Genomic DNA, 15,921 nt, shown 5'->3' with positions numbered 1-15,921 from the left:
AGCCAACGACAGGTCATAAAAAAATGCGGGCGATGCACGAATGCATCGCCCGCACGGTCATGGGCCGAGCCGTTGCCGTTGCAACGGCGCGTCAGTGCGAATGCCGCGGCACCGCGGAACCTCGACACCCCACGAGGAAGTCGAGGTCGCAACCCTCATCGGCCTGCAGCACGTGATCGATATACAGGCGCCGGTAGCCGCCACCTTCCGGCGGCTGGGGCGGCACATGCTGCGCGAGACGGCGCTCGAGTTCCGCGTCGCTGACATCGAGGTGCAGCGTGCCCGCGTCGCAATCGAGCTCGATCCAGTCGCCGTCCTGCACCGCGGCGAGCGGGCCGCCGGCCGCCGCTTCCGGCGTCACGTGCAGCACCACGGTGCCGTAGGCGGTGCCGCTCATGCGCGCATCGGAAATGCGCACCATGTCCTTCACGCCCTGCCTCAGCAGCTTCGGCGGCAGGCCCATGTTGCCGACTTCGGCCATGCCCGGATAACCCTTCGGCCCGCAGTTCTTCATCACCAGCACCGAATTCGCGTCGACGTCGAGTGTCTCGTCGACGATGCGCGCCTTGTAGTGCTCCAGGTTCTCGAACACAACCGCGCGTCCGCGATGCTTGAGCAACTCGGGTGTCGCCGCCGACGGCTTCAGCACCGCGCCGCGCGGCGCGAGATTGCCGCGCAGCACGCGGATGCCGCCATCGGCGACGAGCGGCTTGTCGAGCGGACGGATCACTTCGTCGTTGGTGTTGGGTGCATCCTTCACGTTGTCCCACAGCGACTTGCCGTTGACCGTCAACGCGTCCGGATGCGGCAGCAGGTTCGCTTCGCCGAGCCGGCGCAGCACGGCCGGCAGGCCGCCCGCGTAATAAAACTCTTCCATCAGGAAACGGCCCGACGGCATCAGGTCGACGATCGTCGGCGTGTCGCGGCCGATGCGCACCCAGTCGTCGAGATCAAGATCGATACCGATGCGCCCCGCGATCGCCTTCAGATGAATCACCGCGTTGGTCGAGCCGCCGATCGCCGCATTGACGCGAATCGCGTTGACGAACGCCTCGCGCGTGAGGATCTTCGACAGCTTCAGGTCTTCGAGCGCCATTTCGACGATCCGGATTCCCGACATATGCGCAAGCACGTAGCGGCGCGAGTCGACCGCGGGAATCGCCGCGTTGTGCGGCAGCGACGTGCCGAGCGCCTCGGCCATGCAGGCCATCGTCGACGCGGTGCCCATCGTGTTGCAGGTGCCCGCCGAGCGCGACATGCCCGCCTCGGCCGACAGGAACTGATGCAGATCGATCTCGCCGGCCTTCAGCGATTCGTGCAGCTGCCACACCGCGGTGCCAGAGCCGATGTTCTTGCCGTCGAGCTTGCCGTTCAGCATCGGGCCGCCGGTCACGACGATCGCCGGCACGTCGCAGCTCGCCGCGCCCATCAGCAGCGCGGGGGTCGTCTTGTCGCAGCCGGTCAGCAGCACGACCGCGTCGATCGGATTGCCGCGGATCGCCTCCTCGACATCCATCGCCGCGAGATTGCGCGTGAGCATCGCGGTCGGACGCAGATTCGATTCGCCGTTGGAAAACACCGGGAACTCGACCGGGAAGCCGCCCGCTTCATAGACGCCGCGCTTCACGTGCTCGGCAAGCTTGCGAAAGTGCGCGTTGCACGGCGTCAGCTCGGACCACGTGTTGCAGATACCGATCACGGGACGCCCGTCGAACTCATGATCGGGAATGCCCTGATTCTTCATCCAGCTTCGATACATGAAGCCGTTCTTGTCAGCCGTGCCGAACCACTCGGCCGAGCGCAATTTCCGCTTTTTTTCCGACATACTAGGTCCTTGATGCATGTGCCGGGACCCTCACCGGCCAATTTGACGGAAGCGGCCCGCCCGGCGCTACGGCGCAAGGTTGCCGCTCAGTGTCCAGGGATGGTGCAGTGTACGGAGCGAGTTGATATCTTTCCAATTATATTTTGGGTCCTATCGATATCAGTTCTGGTATCGATCCGCCGGGGGTGGCGGCGCAGCGGGGCTGGCGAGCAGACTGCGCCGGCCTCAGGCGTCGCCGGACGCCTGCTTACGGCGGGCTTTCGGTAGTGCGCCGCGCGTGTTCGTCTTCAGATGATTCTGGTTATAGTCGATCGCGGCGCAAATCAGCGCTTTCAGTGCGCGCTCGTCGACCTCGTCGCTTTCGAAGAAGTCGATAGCGCGCCGCGCGTTGCCTTCGAGGCCTGCGTTGAACAAGCCGTCCGGGTCGGCCAGGCCCGCCCCATGCGCGAAGGTGAGCTTGACCTTACCCTTGTGCGCGTTGGCGACCGCAATCATGCCGTCGCGCGACCAGACCGGACTACCCATCCACTTGAATTCCTCGACGATCGCCGGGTCCGCCGCGAGCACGCATTGACGGATGCGAGCGAAGGTCGCGCCGCGCCAGTCGGTGAGTCCTGCGATCAGTTCGTCGATACGTTCGGATGCGTTCATTGGAGTGAGGTCAAAACGGCAGGATGCCGTAACAATTGGCCATTGTAATCTCCGGTCGTGTTCGCGGTTGGCCCGCACGCGTATTGACTTCGATAAGCTCGCGGCCGGCCATTGCGCAGAAAAAGTCGCGTCGTCGCTCGCAATGTCCAAGCCGGGGCGCTTCTGGAACCACCTCGCTCCGCTACATTGCGGCGCGCCCCTCGCCAACGCCAAAACCCAGGACGATCTGCACGGCTTCGATGCGCGAACTCACGTTGAGCTTTTCGAAGATGTTCTTCAGATGCCATTTGACGGTCTCGGGCGCCAGTTTCAACGATCGCCCGATTTCCTTGTTGGAAAGTCCGAGCGCAACGCAGTTGAGGATCTCCAGCTCCCTGACACTCAGGATATCTGATGATGTTGTCATGACCCTGACAGACCTCGGGGGAACGGATTGGGAACCATCGCGTGCGTCGAACGCCGCGAGCAATCTGCCGGCATAGGCCATTTCCGCGGTCACGATGCTGCCCGATCCTCGGCAAAACCGTTGCAATAGTGCGCGCACGGGCTGCCCTTCATCGACGAAGCTGTTGACGATGCCGATCGCACCCCCAATGCTCAGCGCGCGGCCGAGTATAGCGAGCGCCCTGTCGGTTTCCCCGCATTGTTCAAGCGCACAGGCAAGCAGAAGCGAAACGAGCGCCTCGGAACCACGCCAGCCCATTGCGGCGACCGTATCGAGCGAGCGCTCGAGAAGCACGACAGCTTTGGCAGCGAGGCCTTCGGCCATCTGAACCCGGGCCTGCAGGATGCAATAGTTCGTCCAGCTCTCGATAGCCGATCCTTTCCGCCCTTCACATAGCGCTGGGACGCTCCCGCTCAGCTCGTCGGCGATTCGCTTCGCTTGCGCCAGGTTGCCGGCTTCGATCAGCAATCGCACCGCTTCGGCATCGCAGGTAAGCTTCAGACGCAACCATTGCCGGGTCAACGCGACCTGACGGCCGTCTTCGAGAACGGCCAGCGCCGAACCCGTCTCCCCGTCACGCCACAGCAGGCGTGCCGCGGCAAGTATGTGCCGCACCAGCGCACCCATCGGAGCGCTCTCCAATACTATGTTCGTGCGGCCGGCAACCATCTCCCGCGCTTTCGGCAGTTCATTGCACTCGTAGCAGATGTATGCAACACAACCGGCGATGCCCGCCACGCCAGCCGCCGAAGCCCCCAGAGCACGCTCGGCGCGCCGCAACGTCGCTTCGAACGTTCGTCTCGCCTCGGCCAGCTCGCCATGCATCAGCGCGGCGATACCATACATCGCGTCTCGCAGCAGGTCCGAGTGGTGCGGCTCGGGATTGGCTTCCGTGCGGTCTTTGACGAGGTCCCATATACGAAGGATCTGGTCGAATCTGCCCCGATAGATCAACCCGAAGAATTGCACTGTTTGCGAGTAATGCTTGACCCACGGTGCAACTGCCACACCGCACGCGTCCACCGCGCATCCCAGTTCAAGCGCACGCTCGCTGTCGTCACCGATACCGGCGACCAGTGCAGCAACCACGTTGACCTCGGCCAGCATCGCTTCGTCGATCACGCCACCATCCGCGTGATGCTTCCGGTTGAATTCGTCGACAATCGTGCCGATTTCCTTCGACGCTCGGATGATCTGAAGCGAGAACGCAAGCGCCCATGCTTTGGCAAGGCGCAAACGCAACCGTCCACGAACGGCATCGGGCGGAAGCTTGTTGATCCAACCGAGCAGCGCGTAGGGGTCGCCGCGCTCCAGCATGTCTATTGCGCAGTTCTCCGCCCACTGCGTCGCCAGTTCGAAATCGCCGGCGGCCAGAGCATGACGGACCGCCTCGGGCCACAGACGTTGCGCCGCAAACCATTGGCATGCGCGACGATGCAGCACCGGAATCTGTTGCGGCATCTGGCGCAGGAGACGCCGTCGCAGCGCATCGGATAGCACTGCGTGATAGCGAAACCAGTCTTGCCTTTCGTCCAGTGCTCGGATGAAGACGTTGTGCCGTTCAAGCCAGTCGAGCTTTTCTCCGCTTTCGCCGTCTTCATCCCCCATGATCGCATCGCATACACCGGGACTGAGCCGCTCGAGAATCGATGTGTGCAGCAGGAACGTCAGCATAGGCGGCGGCAAATGCGTGAGGACCGTATCGTTCAGGTAGCGGTCGATTCCTGAACCCGGGCCCGCCAGATTGTCGGCGAGCCTGGACGCGTCACGCATCTGACCTAACGCAAGCGAGGCCAGCTGGAGACCCGCGACCCATCCTTCGGTCGTTTCGTTCAACAGCTCGATGTGGCTTCGTTCGAGCCGCACAGTACCTGTCCGGTCAAAAAACGACTGTGCATCGTCGATCGAAAAGCGCAGATCCTCGGCGTCGATTCGCATCAGCTTCTCCGGCGTTCGAAGTTGCCCGAGCGTCAACGCGGGTTCGGCGCGCGCGCCAAGCATGACGTGCATGTTCTCAGGCGCATAGCGCAGCAGACGAGAGATCACCGCCAGCACCGGTTTCGCGGTCACACGATCGACGTCATCGAGTACGAGGAAAACGCAGCGGCCGCATCCGGCAATGCCATTCAACAGCACCGAAATAACTGTTCTGATCGGCGTCAGTGAATCGAGTTTCAGCAATTGCTGCGCTTGCCACGCGATGTCCTCCGCCACGCGGGACAGCGCCGCCACCAGATAGGCGACGAACAGTTGCGGGTCATCGTCTTCTCCGTCGAGGCTGAGCCACGCGACCGGGTGCTTTTCCTCCGACAGCGCTTCGCTCCATCCGGTCAGCAACGTGGTCTTGCCAAAGCCCGCCGGCGCCGTCACGACGACGACGCTGCCTGGTCGTCGCTCATCGAGCCTGTTGAGTAAAGCAAGCCGTTGCACGCAGCCGGACGGAATACGCGGCGCGATCATTTTGGTCTGGATCAATGACACGCTCCACTCGCGATCGGCACTGTTTGAAGATGCTTCCATGACTATTCCCCATCCCGCCGAACCGCCGCCCCAAAGGACGTCTCCATTGTCTGCACGGGGGACGTTTTATGTATACGTTGAATTGCTTTAGTACTAAACACGAATTGCTCGCTATCTTAATATCCAGGAACACCCAATCCGCGTAAATCGTAGAAACGATTCGCGAAGTTGCTACGGCGCGACATCGCGTCTGACGGCGAAGGTCACCGTGCCCACGTGCATGGAAAATTGACGACAGCACCGAAGTGCAAGCGACAGCCCTGTGGTGGCGCCAATCGCAACGGAAGCGGGCAACAGAAGTGGATCGGGAAATGAAAGCGGAGTAATCGCGAATGACGTCGACTTTTAAAAAGTTCACATCGCGCTATTGGCCTTCTGATACCTTCGGGCCTGCATCAAACGCCTCGCCACCTACTCATGATTCGACGACTGCACGCACGATATGACTGGACCATGAGCGCTCCATTCTCTAGAACCATTCCTTGCTAGCGTTGAAATCACTTGAGCAGTATCTGACGGTATGCATTGCTGATGCCGCATATCGTTTGGCACACGTATAAATTGAATGTCAGATATTGAAAAGTAGCTGATGCTGACGATAGTCTCCCATACGCGTATCGGAAGCGCTGTGCCATTAGCATGACCACGCCACTGCCCACCTGTGTCCGCATATGTGGGAGCAGTTATCCTCCGGGATTCTTCGTTGTGCGCAACGCGACGCGCTTTATACAGCAGTCCAGACACTTTGCTGGGAACCGCGACGCATTGAGCAGAATGCCGTCTTTGCTCTCACACTGAAGGAACCTTGCACGGACGTCGTGACGGCTGAGCCATCCGCATCTCGCCATTCGCAAGCGCGTCGGCGTGCATTCGCCGGACCTGCGTTTCTGATTGGTGGGGTCGCCGTCTGCGCGTGGATCGCGCTGGGTCATCCTCCGCTACGTGAATCCTGGTTTCAGGCTGATGTCGTCTCTGACCCGGCCAGGCAGCGAGCGGTGGCGCCCCGCAAACTCCTCAGCCAGTGCAAAGTCCCGCAGCCGCGCAGCACGGCGCTACCCGTGGCGATTGAAACGCATCGCATGCCTGCGCGGGTCAGCGCCGCACACATGGCTACCGTCGGATTCGATGGGCGGGCAAACCCGCCTCGAGGCCGCGCATCGGCCGCACGCGCGTGATCGCGCCGCGGATCGACACCGGTGGGCACTACCGTCGATGAGCGGCGCTAACCAGGATGCGTCGTTTGGACATTGGCCCGACGAACGACCCGCCACAGCGGTGACACGAGGATTGACAGCCGCCACCAACCCGGATTCAACCGACTGGATGAACCATATCGTGCAGCGCCGAATCACAGACGTAGCCGAACAGCTTTCCGGGTCCAGGTAGCGTTGCCAGGCCCGTGCTCTCAGAGCGTTCCGTCGCATAACGAGCTGATGGCGCGCGTCGCGCGCAGAGTCCGCGACAGCCCGCCGATGCAGGGCCGGCTTCAGACCAGACGCAAGGAAACGCGCCCTGCTCCGATCCGAAGTCCTGGCCGATGCTGCTCTAGCAGGCCGTTGGCAGGAGCCAGGGGTTGGGTTCAGCACGCTCTTCCGACGCCTCACAGACCAGCGTTTCGCTTGCCACGCTATGCACGACAACCTCGTCCAGACGGTATCCGTGCGTATAGACGGTGCTCAGGCGCACGCCGTTCTCCGAGTGCAAAGACAGCTTTCGCCGCAACCGATAAATATGGGTGTCGATCGTGCGGGACATACTATCGAGTTCGCGTCCCCAGGCAAGCTTCGCCAATAGGTCCCTGGAAACCACGCGCCCGATATTGGCGAAGAGAAACGCGGCGACGTCGAATTCCTTCGCCGTCAACTCTATTGTCTTGCCGTGAAGAGAGACGTTGCGGCGCTCCACATCGAAGACGTAGGGCCCCACGGCTATCAGGTTATCGACCTTTTCCTTGCGGTAGGTGCGACGCAATAAGGCGCTGACTCTGGCAACCAGTTCGATCGCGCGGAACGGTTTCACAACGTATTCGTCGGCGCCCGCATCGAGCGCACGCGCAACGTCGACCTCCAGCACTCTGCTCGTCAGGAACAGCACGGCGACATCCCGACCGATATTACCGCGTATCCAGTGCAGGACTTCTAGTCCGGTCATTCCGGGTAATTTCCAGTCGAGCACCACGAGATCGACTTGATTGATCTTAAGGAAGCGCACGGCATTTTCGCCAGAATCCGCCCGGCTTATTCTGTGCCCCGATTGCTGCAATGCTTTTTCAACAGCCGAAGCTTGCGCAAGATCGTCTTCCACCAACAGGATCTTCATGTGTCACCTCTTTCTTTCGAGCCGACAGACCTGCGGATCGAGCATCCAGCGGAACGAACCGGAGTGCGCGATCTGGACCACCCCATCGGGATGGCCGAGTCGAGTAGGCACGAACCCCCTCACGGGACAGACATCCGGCGATTGTTCAGGGTTGCGCCCCCAACAAACGCCGTCGTTCCGCATAAACTTTGTGAACTTCTGAAATTCAGGATAACCGGTGTGCATCGGCAACATAGCCCCCCATATGGGGGGCGGGAGATCTGTTCGGCGGGTTGCAGGCCATCCGTCTCCCCAACCATGTGAAGATCACAACCGAGGCCAACGTAGTGCTTTCGAAACGAGATCAAAATATCGGGCAGCGATGCACATCGGTCAGCGAAGCGGGCGAGTCATCAGTTCGTCAAGCAGCGCGGCGTAGGTTGCGACCAACTGCGCGTTGTTCGGCAAATATCGTTCGATTAATGCCCGTTGCCGCTCCCGATACGACGACGCCTGCGCATCGTGTGTGTCGATGGCCTCGATGACGCGTCGCGCGCCCTCGGTGGCGTCGTTATCGCGATAGTAGTAGCCAAGATCGTCACAGAGCGACGCGTTGTGTATCAGCGGGTAGCCTTGCCAGCACACTTCCAGGTAGAAGTAATTAAGCGGATTTTCCATCTGGTGCGAGACGACGATGTCCGTATTGCCGGCGAGGAATGCTGGTGTGTCGTAACGCCCGAGAAACACGGCCTTGTGTTCCTTTACGATATCCAACTGATTGAGCAACGTGATGAATTCGAGGCTTTCCGTCGCGATCGCCTCCGCATTGGTCACCTGCAGAATAGCGATGCTCTCGGGCCGCTCGCGATAAGCAAGCTCAGCGATCAACGCGGGATACAGGCAGAACTTCACGACGTTGATGTTCGGCTCCATCACGCTCAGACGCTTCGCGCCAGACCGCGGCTGGTATTCTCCGGCATGTTCGATGCCGGCGACGCGTTCATCGAGAAACATGGGACTCCATACGAACGGCACGACGCGTGCGGTCTGACGCCGCAATACCTCGAAGTAGGACTGGCTGATATGCGCAACCTGTGGAATGAGCCAGATGTCGTCGTAACGCTGATTGACGAACAGGTTTTCACCCCACAGCCGCCTGCGAAAAAGCACCGACTCCATCGCGTGAATGTATTCGAACCCGCAGCAATAGGAGACGAGGCGCGCGCCGCGCTGCTTCAGGTAATCGGTCTGCGCGCCGTCGATCTGCCCTCCGAGTTCGATCAGCACATCCACCGAGTCTTTCGCGGCTTCGAAGCCGACCGTCGGATAGCGGGCGAGATCCCACGGCAACGCCGGCGTAACCGGCACCGCCGTCGTATTGACCAGCACCACACCGGCCACCTGCGGGCAATGCCGCAACGCCTCGGCGAGGAATACTGCGTTCTGTTTGATGCCGTTGTTCCACAACGCCTCGCCCGTGTGATGCAGGCCGATCGTGATGCCGATGCGCAGTGCGCTCATTTCGCGCCGGCGCGCACGGCGCTCTCCGCGCCCTGGGCTTGGGCTTGGGTCAGACGCGGCGTATATCCGGTCAAGTGCCATTGCCCGTCGGCTCCCAACTGGAAGCTCAACAGTTCGAAAGCCGTGTGGCCATTGGCAAGTGTCGATGTGGAGTCCACGTTCGCATAAAGACCATCGGGCATTCCGGCGACGCCAATGGACTGGATGCGCGTGACCGACGACCAGCCACGCCGTGTCACCGCTCCAAGCGCGCGACGAGCGTCGCTCATTGTCTTGACGAACTGGTCCTGCGGAATTTTCCCCTTGATGAATGGCGCCGCATCCTGCCAGACCTCGGCGTACCTGTTCGAGTCGAACTGCTGAAAGATACGCTCGGCATCGTTCAGCAGCTCGTCGGCCGAGTTACCTTGTGCGGCTGCGGCCAGCGTGGCCGACATGGTCAGTGCGCAGACGGCCGCCAGCTTGAAGATCATGGTGACGTGTTTCAAATGATGCTCCCCGTGTATGAATATGTACTCGTATAAAGAAATAGCGATGTGGATAGTCCTCGCAAGCAGGGACGTGTTTCGGCCCGCTCACTCTCGTTCATAAAGCGCAGCCAACGCATCGCTGTATATCCGCACGTTGTCATCGTGCTCGGGATCGAGCCCGCGCAGGAATGCGTTCGCCGTGCGCCGGTAGGCGTCAACATACGTATCGTGCCCGGCGAACGCCCGCTGCAATGCCCGGCCACCCTCCTCGCAATCGAAGCCGTGATAGCGATATCCGCAATCACCAATCAGGTGCGAGTTATGAATCAGCGGATAGCCACCGTACAGCGCCTCGTAGTAGACATAGTTCTGCGCGTTTTCCCAGTGATGACTCACGACGACATCAACATGCTCCGAGACCACGCGACAAAATGGAAAGCGCCCTTCGAACGAACTCAGGCCATGCTTCACGATATCGAGGCTGCGGACGAAACCGTTGAAGCTCACGTGCTCTTTCATATGGAACGTGTTGTACGCCCACACTTTTTCGATCATGTCCGGATTCGCACGATGCGCCGCTTCGCAGGTCAGCAGCGGAATGAAGCTCGTCTTCACCATGCAGATGTTGGGCTCGAACAGACCGGCCCGCCAACGGCGACGTCCCGGCTGGTAGCCGAAGCTGAGCCCCTCCGGTAGACGCGCCGCTTCGCGCTCCAGCATGACGGGACTCCACAGATGCGGCATCACGCGCACTGGACAGCGGAACGTACTGGCGTAATACGGCACACAAGTGTTCTCGTACTCAGGCAGCGTCCAGACCTCGTGATACGGCGCGGCCGTGAATAACAATCCATGCGACTTGTCGAAGATCATGCGCTCGATATCGATCACATAATCATTGCCCACTCGCATCGACACGATCTTGCCGCCGCGCTCGCGAAATGCCACGACCCACTCGCGCGCAAGTTGCGCGCTCATTTCGATCATCACGTCGAGCGTCGCGGCCGCTTCGTCCATATCAATCAGCGGCACCGGCGAATCAGCCAGAAAATTTCGCGCGTCCTCGGGACTGCCGTCGCCTCCTCCCGCCACGAGATACGTGGCTTCGACTAGCGGCGAGCGCATCAGCAGCATCACCAGAAAAATGCAGTTCTGGTAGATGCCGTTTTCCCAGACCGACTGCTCGCCCTTGCGCACGAAGATCGACACGCCCACGCGTAAGTTTCGGGGGACCGAATGGGGATTGGGTTGGACACTCATGGGCGGCTCGCGGAATTGGCAAATTTCGTGTTACGGCACAGGTGCAGGAGCCGGGCCGCATAGGCGTCGAGATTGTGCTGGTTGAACGGATCGACTTCGGCGAACACGCGTTGCGAGCGGGCGCGGTAGTCGTCGATACCGCTTGCATGTGCAACGGCCGCGCGCTGCAATTGCGCGGCGCCATCGCGCGCGTCGAAGCCGTGGTAGTAGTAACCTGCTTCGCGCAGCCACGGCGAGTTGTGAATCAGCGGATAGTCGCCATAAAGCGCGTCGAGATAGCTGTAGTTCTGTTCGTTCTGCCATTGATGCGACACGATCGCATCGGCATGCTGCACCATGAAGCCGACAATGTCGTGCCGGCCATGAAACGTGGCTTTGTGCTGACGCACGAGGTCCAGCGAGTTGGCCAGATAAAGCATCGTAGGATGGTCTTTCATGTGCAACGTATTGAGCACGTGCATCGCTTCCACCGCGCCGGCATCCGCACGGTACGCCTCGTCGCACACCAGCATCGAAATGGTCGAGGCCTTCACGACCGAAATGTTCGGCTCGAAAATCGCCACGCGCAGGCCGCGTCGTGCGCTGGCGGCGAGAACATCGCCCGCGTTGCCGGTAGCATCGCGCGCGTCGAAACCGTAACGAAGGCCGAGTTCCTCGACCTCTCTCACACGTTGCCGAATGAACTGCGGATGCCAGATGAACGGCACCTCATGCAAGTCGCAGCGGTTCAGCAGGCGCATCATCGGCGCGTACGCTGCGTCTTTCGGCAAATACCAGATTTCGTCGCAACGCTCGGGCCGCGGCGAGTATGAGGGCTTTGAGAAGATCGCCGGCTCGACGAGATTGACATACGGCTGACCGCAGCAGTGAAACACCACTTTCTTGCCACGCGCACGTATTAGATCGAGCCATTCGATATCGAGTGCGCCTCCCATTTCGATGACCACGTCCACTTCGTCGGTGGCCTCGCGCACCCTCGTCAGCCTGAGATTGCGTGCGGCCAGATCGATTTGCGGCGGCATCGCATTTTGGTCGCCGACATCGATCAGCAGCACCGATTCCACAAAGGGCAAGCGCTGAAACAGTTCGGCAAGAAAGAAGACATTCTGGCCAAGGCCGTTCTCCCAGATGCTCTGCCCACTACGACTAATAACGGAAATTCCGATTCGCACGATTCAGTTCTCTACGCAATGTCATAAACCCTCGCTCGTCGCCAGGGTTTGCAGCTTGATTCGCCATACTGGCGAAAATGATTCGAGGCCACATCGCCTCGATGGATATTGGCATGCTCACGAAGCCACCGTGGGTTGTGCATACTGCTCCAACGCCACCGCGATCCGCCCTATGACCTCGGCCCAATCCCCGGGCGTCGCTTGCCGGTAGATACGCATTACGTGCGGATACCAAGGGGAATCGGTCCTGCCGTGCATCCAGCGCCAGTCCGTCCACGGCTTGTGCAGCAGGAGCCAACACGGCTTGCCGAGCGCCCCCGCGAGGTGTGCGACCGCGGTGTCGACGGAAATCACGAGATCCAGTTGGCTGACGAGGGCCGCCGTATCGGCGAGATCCGTCAGGTCTGGCGCGGCGCGCACCATCGGCAATTGCTTCGCCAGAGCCGCAGGTTCGTCTTCGCCTTGCCCTTTCTGCAGACTCACGAACGTTACGTCCGGCACCGACCAAAGCGGCGCGAGCGACAGCAGACCAGGTAAAGACCGGTCTGCGTCGTGACTATGTGAAGTCGAGCCCTTCCAGACGAGTCCAACCTTGATCCCGTGTGCGGGCAAGCAAGTACGCCAACGCCGTACCCGATCGGGCAGCGCGCGCAGATACGGCAGACGTGCGGGAATGTTTGCGGTCGTGGTGCCGACATGCAAAGGCAGGCTCATACTCAACGACCAGAAATCGTGCGGTCCGACTTCCTGCATATTGCAGACCGCTTCATCCACGCCTTCGAGCGTCTTCAGGAGTTCCTGCAACGGCTCGGGGCAAAACAAAGTAAGACGGCGCAGGCCTCGCGCCTTCAGGAGCGGCACGTATCGGGCAAACTGGATGGAGTCGCCGAGACCTTGCTCGTGACAGATCACGAGTGAGCGGCCGGCCAGCGGTTCGCCCCGCCACTGCGGATAGCCCGGATCGGGGAGTAAAACGGGAGTCGTCCGATGCATATCGTAGCGAGCCTCCGCATGCTGCCAGCCCTCCGCGTATCGCCCCTGAGCCAGCAGCAGGAGCGCCAGATTCCAGCGGGCATCCGCGAAATCAGGGCACTGCTGCAGCACGCTCCGGTATGTCGCCTCGGCGTCCGCGTAACGATGCTGCTCCCGCAGCGCCGTACCAAGATCGTTCTGCGCGTCGGCGTACGCCGGATCGATGTCGAGCGCGTTTCTGAAGGCCAGTTCGGCCTCGCCGAAACGGCCTGCTCGCAGAAGCAGTAAGCCGAGGTTGTAATGCGCGCGCAAGTAGCTGGGATCGTTGCCGATCGCGCGACGGTATGCGGTCTCGGCCTCGTTGGCGCGCCCCATGTCTTGAAGGAGGACGCCGAGGTTGTTCAGCGCGTCGTTCGACGCAGGGGCGAACGTCAATGCCTGACGAAGCGCGTGCTCCGCCTCGTCCCTGCGCCCCGTCGCCATGAACAGCAGACCGAGGTTGAAGTGGGCCGGTGCATGGTCGTGCTTCAGTTGGATCGCGCGGCGGCATGCTGCCTCTGCAGCCGCGTGCAGTCCCTGCTGGCGTAGCACATCACCCAGGTTGCCGAAGTAAACGGCAGTCGGCGCGATGCCAACTGCCTGCTGCATCAACGCCGCAGCCTCGGGCAACGCGCCTCGTCCGGCGTGAATCAAACCCAGCAAATGCAGCGCATCGGCGTGCCGGGGATCGTACTTGAGCACGCGGCGATAACCTGCTTCGGCTTCCTGAAGATGCCCGCATCGATGTGCCTCGAACGCCGGCAGAAAGATCGCTTCGCACGGCACCATCATGCGCTCGCCTTTTGAGTCAACTGGTGCGTTGCCGTCACGACTAGCGCCGCGAGATCACGCGCGACATGCGTCAGCACCGGTTCCCATTGGCCATAGACCTGTTGCCGGTACAGCCGGATTGACGGATACCACGGGCTATCGTTACGTTCGATCATCCAGGTCCAGTGCGGTCTGACGTCGAGCAAGACCCACGCGCGCACGCCTAAAGCGCCGGCCAGATGTGCGACCGACGTACACACGGTGATCACCAGATCCAGGCTGTGCAGCAAGGCCGCCGTGTCATCGAACGACCCCAGTTCGCCAGTTGGGTCGGACACACTCATCCCGGCCTCGCGCATCGCTTTCGTCTCACTGCCGGCGCCGATCTGCAGGCTGACAAAATCGACACCCCGCACGGCGCCGAGCGCGCTCGCAAGGACGCGCGGCTCGACTGAGCGCAACGGATTGCGCTGATGCGTGCGACCGCCGCTCCAGACCAGCCCGACCTTGAGTCGGCCCGTGTCCGACTCGTGCCGCGAACGCCAGGCACCGACCTTCGCGTGATCCGTCTTGAGATAGGACGTCCCGGCGAAAAGCTGGTCCGGCGTCACACCGAGCGCAAACGGCAGGCTCCCGAGCGGCAAGTGGTAATCGATCGCAGTCTCGGGAAGCGGCTGCTCGCTCGGGATGACCGCTTCCACCTCATCGCCAAGGCTGCGCTGCATGAGCGTCAGGAGGCTCGCATAGCAAATGAAGATGAGCTTGCCCCCCGCCTGTCTGACATTCCGGGCAACGAGCGGCAGGCACCGTGCGAATTGCAGAACATCGCCGTTGCCCTGTTCACTCCACACGGCAACGCTCTTGCCGGACAGAGATTGCCCTGTCCATCGCGGCATCGGTAAATTAGGCCAGTTGCCGTTCAATTCAGGGGAGCCGTCCCATCGCGCTTCATGGTTCAACCAGCCCGCCGCATAGTCGCCACGCAGCAATTGCAACATCGCGAGCGACCAGACGTAAGACATATTGGCCGGCTCAAGCTCTACCGCGCGTTGCGCAAAATGCAGCGCCATGTCCCATTGCTGCAATTCACTGAATACATTCGCGCAGCACTGCAGCGCAACGGGATAGTTAGGTGCGAGCGAACAGGCACGCTCTGCTGCCACCTGGGCTGCTGTCGGATCGCCCCGTTTCAGTAGCATCGTCGCGAGATTGGTCCAGGCCAACGCATTGCCGGGATCATCACGGAGAACATCCCTGAGCAGCGATTGCACCTCGTGGTAATTTTCCGTCGCAATGTACGCGGCCGCCATATTGTTGCGCAGCATTGGCAACGCGTGATCGAGCCGCATCGCACGCTCGTAAGCGTCGAGCGCCTGATCATGCCGCTTGCCGAGCTGGTACGCGAGGCCAAGCGAGAACCAGCCTGAAGCGCTCCCAGGCATGCGTTCGCAATACGTTGCCGCGACGCGTTGTGCCACATCGAACCGGCATAGACCGCACAGGAGATCGATCCAGTCCAGTACCCATTGCTCGCCTTCTGTACCTTTGCGGTACGCTCGCTCGAACCACCCATCGGCCACTTCGCGCTCGCCAAGATCTCGCGCGACATACGCAAGCTCTGTCACCACGCGGGTGTCGTCCAAAGCGCCCTGCAATGTACGATCCAGCAATGCACGGGCTTCCGTGTGGCGTCCTCGCAGACGCAAAAGCCGCCCAGCCGCCGCCACTATGCCCGGATCGCCGGGGCGCGAAGCACCGTGAGCCTCCAGCAAACGCCAGGCGCCAACGAGATCCCCCTCGGCCATCAATTCATCAATACGTTCGGAGTACGACGCCATCGCGCTGCTCATTGTGCACAATCCCTCCAAAACGGCCCGACTCCGGCGCTCCAGGCCCACGGGCGCAGAACGGTCCAACGTGATGCAAGCTCGCCTGCGCTCATCCAAAGCCTCGGCGCTGGAGTCTGCGCATTGTGCT

11 protein-coding genes are annotated in these 15,921 nt (G+C 61.1%); 1 reads left to right on the top strand and 10 read right to left on the bottom strand.

The annotated features are described in order from the left end of the window. Window positions 1–91 precede the first annotated feature (91 nt). The 3 genes from HDG34_RS13230 to HDG34_RS13220 form a co-directional block, all read right to left on the bottom strand. A complete protein-coding gene (locus HDG34_RS13230) occupies window positions 92–1,825 on the bottom strand; it encodes an IlvD/Edd family dehydratase (RefSeq protein ID WP_090809494.1) in 1,734 nt (577 codons plus the stop codon). Between the two features lie 225 nt (window positions 1,826–2,050). Beyond that, the gene (locus HDG34_RS13225) at window positions 2,051–2,476 is read right to left on the bottom strand and encodes a DUF1801 domain-containing protein (protein WP_184008000.1); all 426 of its coding nucleotides are present in this window, start codon (window positions 2,474–2,476) and stop codon (window positions 2,051–2,053) included. Between the two features lie 181 nt (window positions 2,477–2,657). Then, window positions 2,658–5,102, bottom strand: coding sequence for a LuxR C-terminal-related transcriptional regulator (locus tag HDG34_RS13220; RefSeq protein ID WP_260321149.1), 2,445 nt, complete (start codon window positions 5,100–5,102; stop codon window positions 2,658–2,660). Here HDG34_RS13220 and HDG34_RS39120 point away from each other — a divergent pair, their 5' ends adjacent. Beyond that, entirely contained in the window at window positions 5,103–5,336 is a 234-nt protein-coding gene (locus HDG34_RS39120; RefSeq protein WP_260321148.1) for a hypothetical protein, read from the top strand. Between the two features lie 1,650 nt (window positions 5,337–6,986). On the opposite strand, the gene HDG34_RS13215 is transcribed toward HDG34_RS39120, so the two are convergent. The 7 genes from HDG34_RS13215 to HDG34_RS13185 all read right to left on the bottom strand — a co-directional run bounded on the left by HDG34_RS13215 (window position 6,987) and on the right by HDG34_RS13185 (window position 15,794). After that, complete coding sequence (locus HDG34_RS13215; protein WP_184060632.1) at window positions 6,987–7,760, bottom strand: response regulator transcription factor; 774 nt, start codon at window positions 7,758–7,760, stop codon at window positions 6,987–6,989. A gap of 372 nt (window positions 7,761–8,132) precedes the next feature. Further along, window positions 8,133–9,260, bottom strand: coding sequence for a DUF2827 domain-containing protein (locus tag HDG34_RS13210; RefSeq protein WP_184060630.1), 1,128 nt, complete (start codon window positions 9,258–9,260; stop codon window positions 8,133–8,135). Next, the gene (locus HDG34_RS13205; protein WP_260321147.1) at window positions 9,257–9,748 is read right to left on the bottom strand and encodes a DUF4019 domain-containing protein; all 492 of its coding nucleotides are present in this window, start codon (window positions 9,746–9,748) and stop codon (window positions 9,257–9,259) included. The genes HDG34_RS13210 and HDG34_RS13205 overlap by 4 nt, the downstream gene beginning before the upstream one ends. Window positions 9,749–9,835: 87 nt before the next feature. Next, window positions 9,836–10,990 (bottom strand): DUF2827 domain-containing protein, encoded by a 1,155-nt coding sequence (locus HDG34_RS13200; protein WP_184060626.1) that lies wholly within the window; start codon window positions 10,988–10,990, stop codon window positions 9,836–9,838. Continuing rightward, complete coding sequence (locus HDG34_RS13195) at window positions 10,987–12,162, bottom strand: DUF2827 domain-containing protein (protein ID WP_184060624.1); 1,176 nt, start codon at window positions 12,160–12,162, stop codon at window positions 10,987–10,989. The genes HDG34_RS13200 and HDG34_RS13195 overlap by 4 nt, the downstream gene beginning before the upstream one ends. A 117-nt stretch (window positions 12,163–12,279) precedes the next feature. Beyond that, window positions 12,280–13,965 carry a tetratricopeptide repeat protein gene (locus HDG34_RS13190; RefSeq protein ID WP_184060622.1) on the bottom strand — a complete coding sequence of 562 codons (1,686 nt, stop codon included), beginning with the start codon at window positions 13,963–13,965 and terminating at the stop codon, window positions 12,280–12,282. Next, the gene (locus HDG34_RS13185; RefSeq protein WP_260321146.1) at window positions 13,962–15,794 is read right to left on the bottom strand and encodes a tetratricopeptide repeat protein; all 1,833 of its coding nucleotides are present in this window, start codon (window positions 15,792–15,794) and stop codon (window positions 13,962–13,964) included. The genes HDG34_RS13190 and HDG34_RS13185 overlap by 4 nt, the downstream gene beginning before the upstream one ends. Window positions 15,795–15,921: the final 127 nt, after the last annotated feature.

Source organism: Paraburkholderia sp. HC6.4b (assembly GCF_014200875.1).
Classification (GTDB): Bacteria; Pseudomonadota; Gammaproteobacteria; order Burkholderiales; family Burkholderiaceae; genus Paraburkholderia; species Paraburkholderia tuberum.
This window is presented reverse-complemented; position numbering and strand designations above follow the sequence as displayed.

Excerpts from the sequence above, each read along its gene's own strand:
- HDG34_RS13215 (WP_184060632.1), bottom strand. The coding sequence starts at position 7,760 with ATGAAGATCCTGTTGGTGGAAGACGATCTTGCGCAAGCTTCGGCTGTT.
- HDG34_RS13210 (WP_184060630.1), bottom strand. The coding sequence starts at position 9,260 with ATGAGCGCACTGCGCATCGGCATCACGATCGGCCTGCATCACACGGGC.
- HDG34_RS13225 (WP_184008000.1), bottom strand. The coding sequence starts at position 2,476 with ATGAACGCATCCGAACGTATCGACGAACTGATCGCAGGACTCACCGAC.
- HDG34_RS13230 (WP_090809494.1), bottom strand. The coding sequence starts at position 1,825 with ATGTCGGAAAAAAAGCGGAAATTGCGCTCGGCCGAGTGGTTCGGCACG.
- HDG34_RS13200 (WP_184060626.1), bottom strand. The coding sequence starts at position 10,990 with ATGAGTGTCCAACCCAATCCCCATTCGGTCCCCCGAAACTTACGCGTG.
- HDG34_RS13190 (WP_184060622.1), bottom strand. The coding sequence starts at position 13,965 with ATGATGGTGCCGTGCGAAGCGATCTTTCTGCCGGCGTTCGAGGCACAT.
- HDG34_RS13185 (WP_260321146.1), bottom strand. The coding sequence starts at position 15,794 with ATGAGCAGCGCGATGGCGTCGTACTCCGAACGTATTGATGAATTGATG.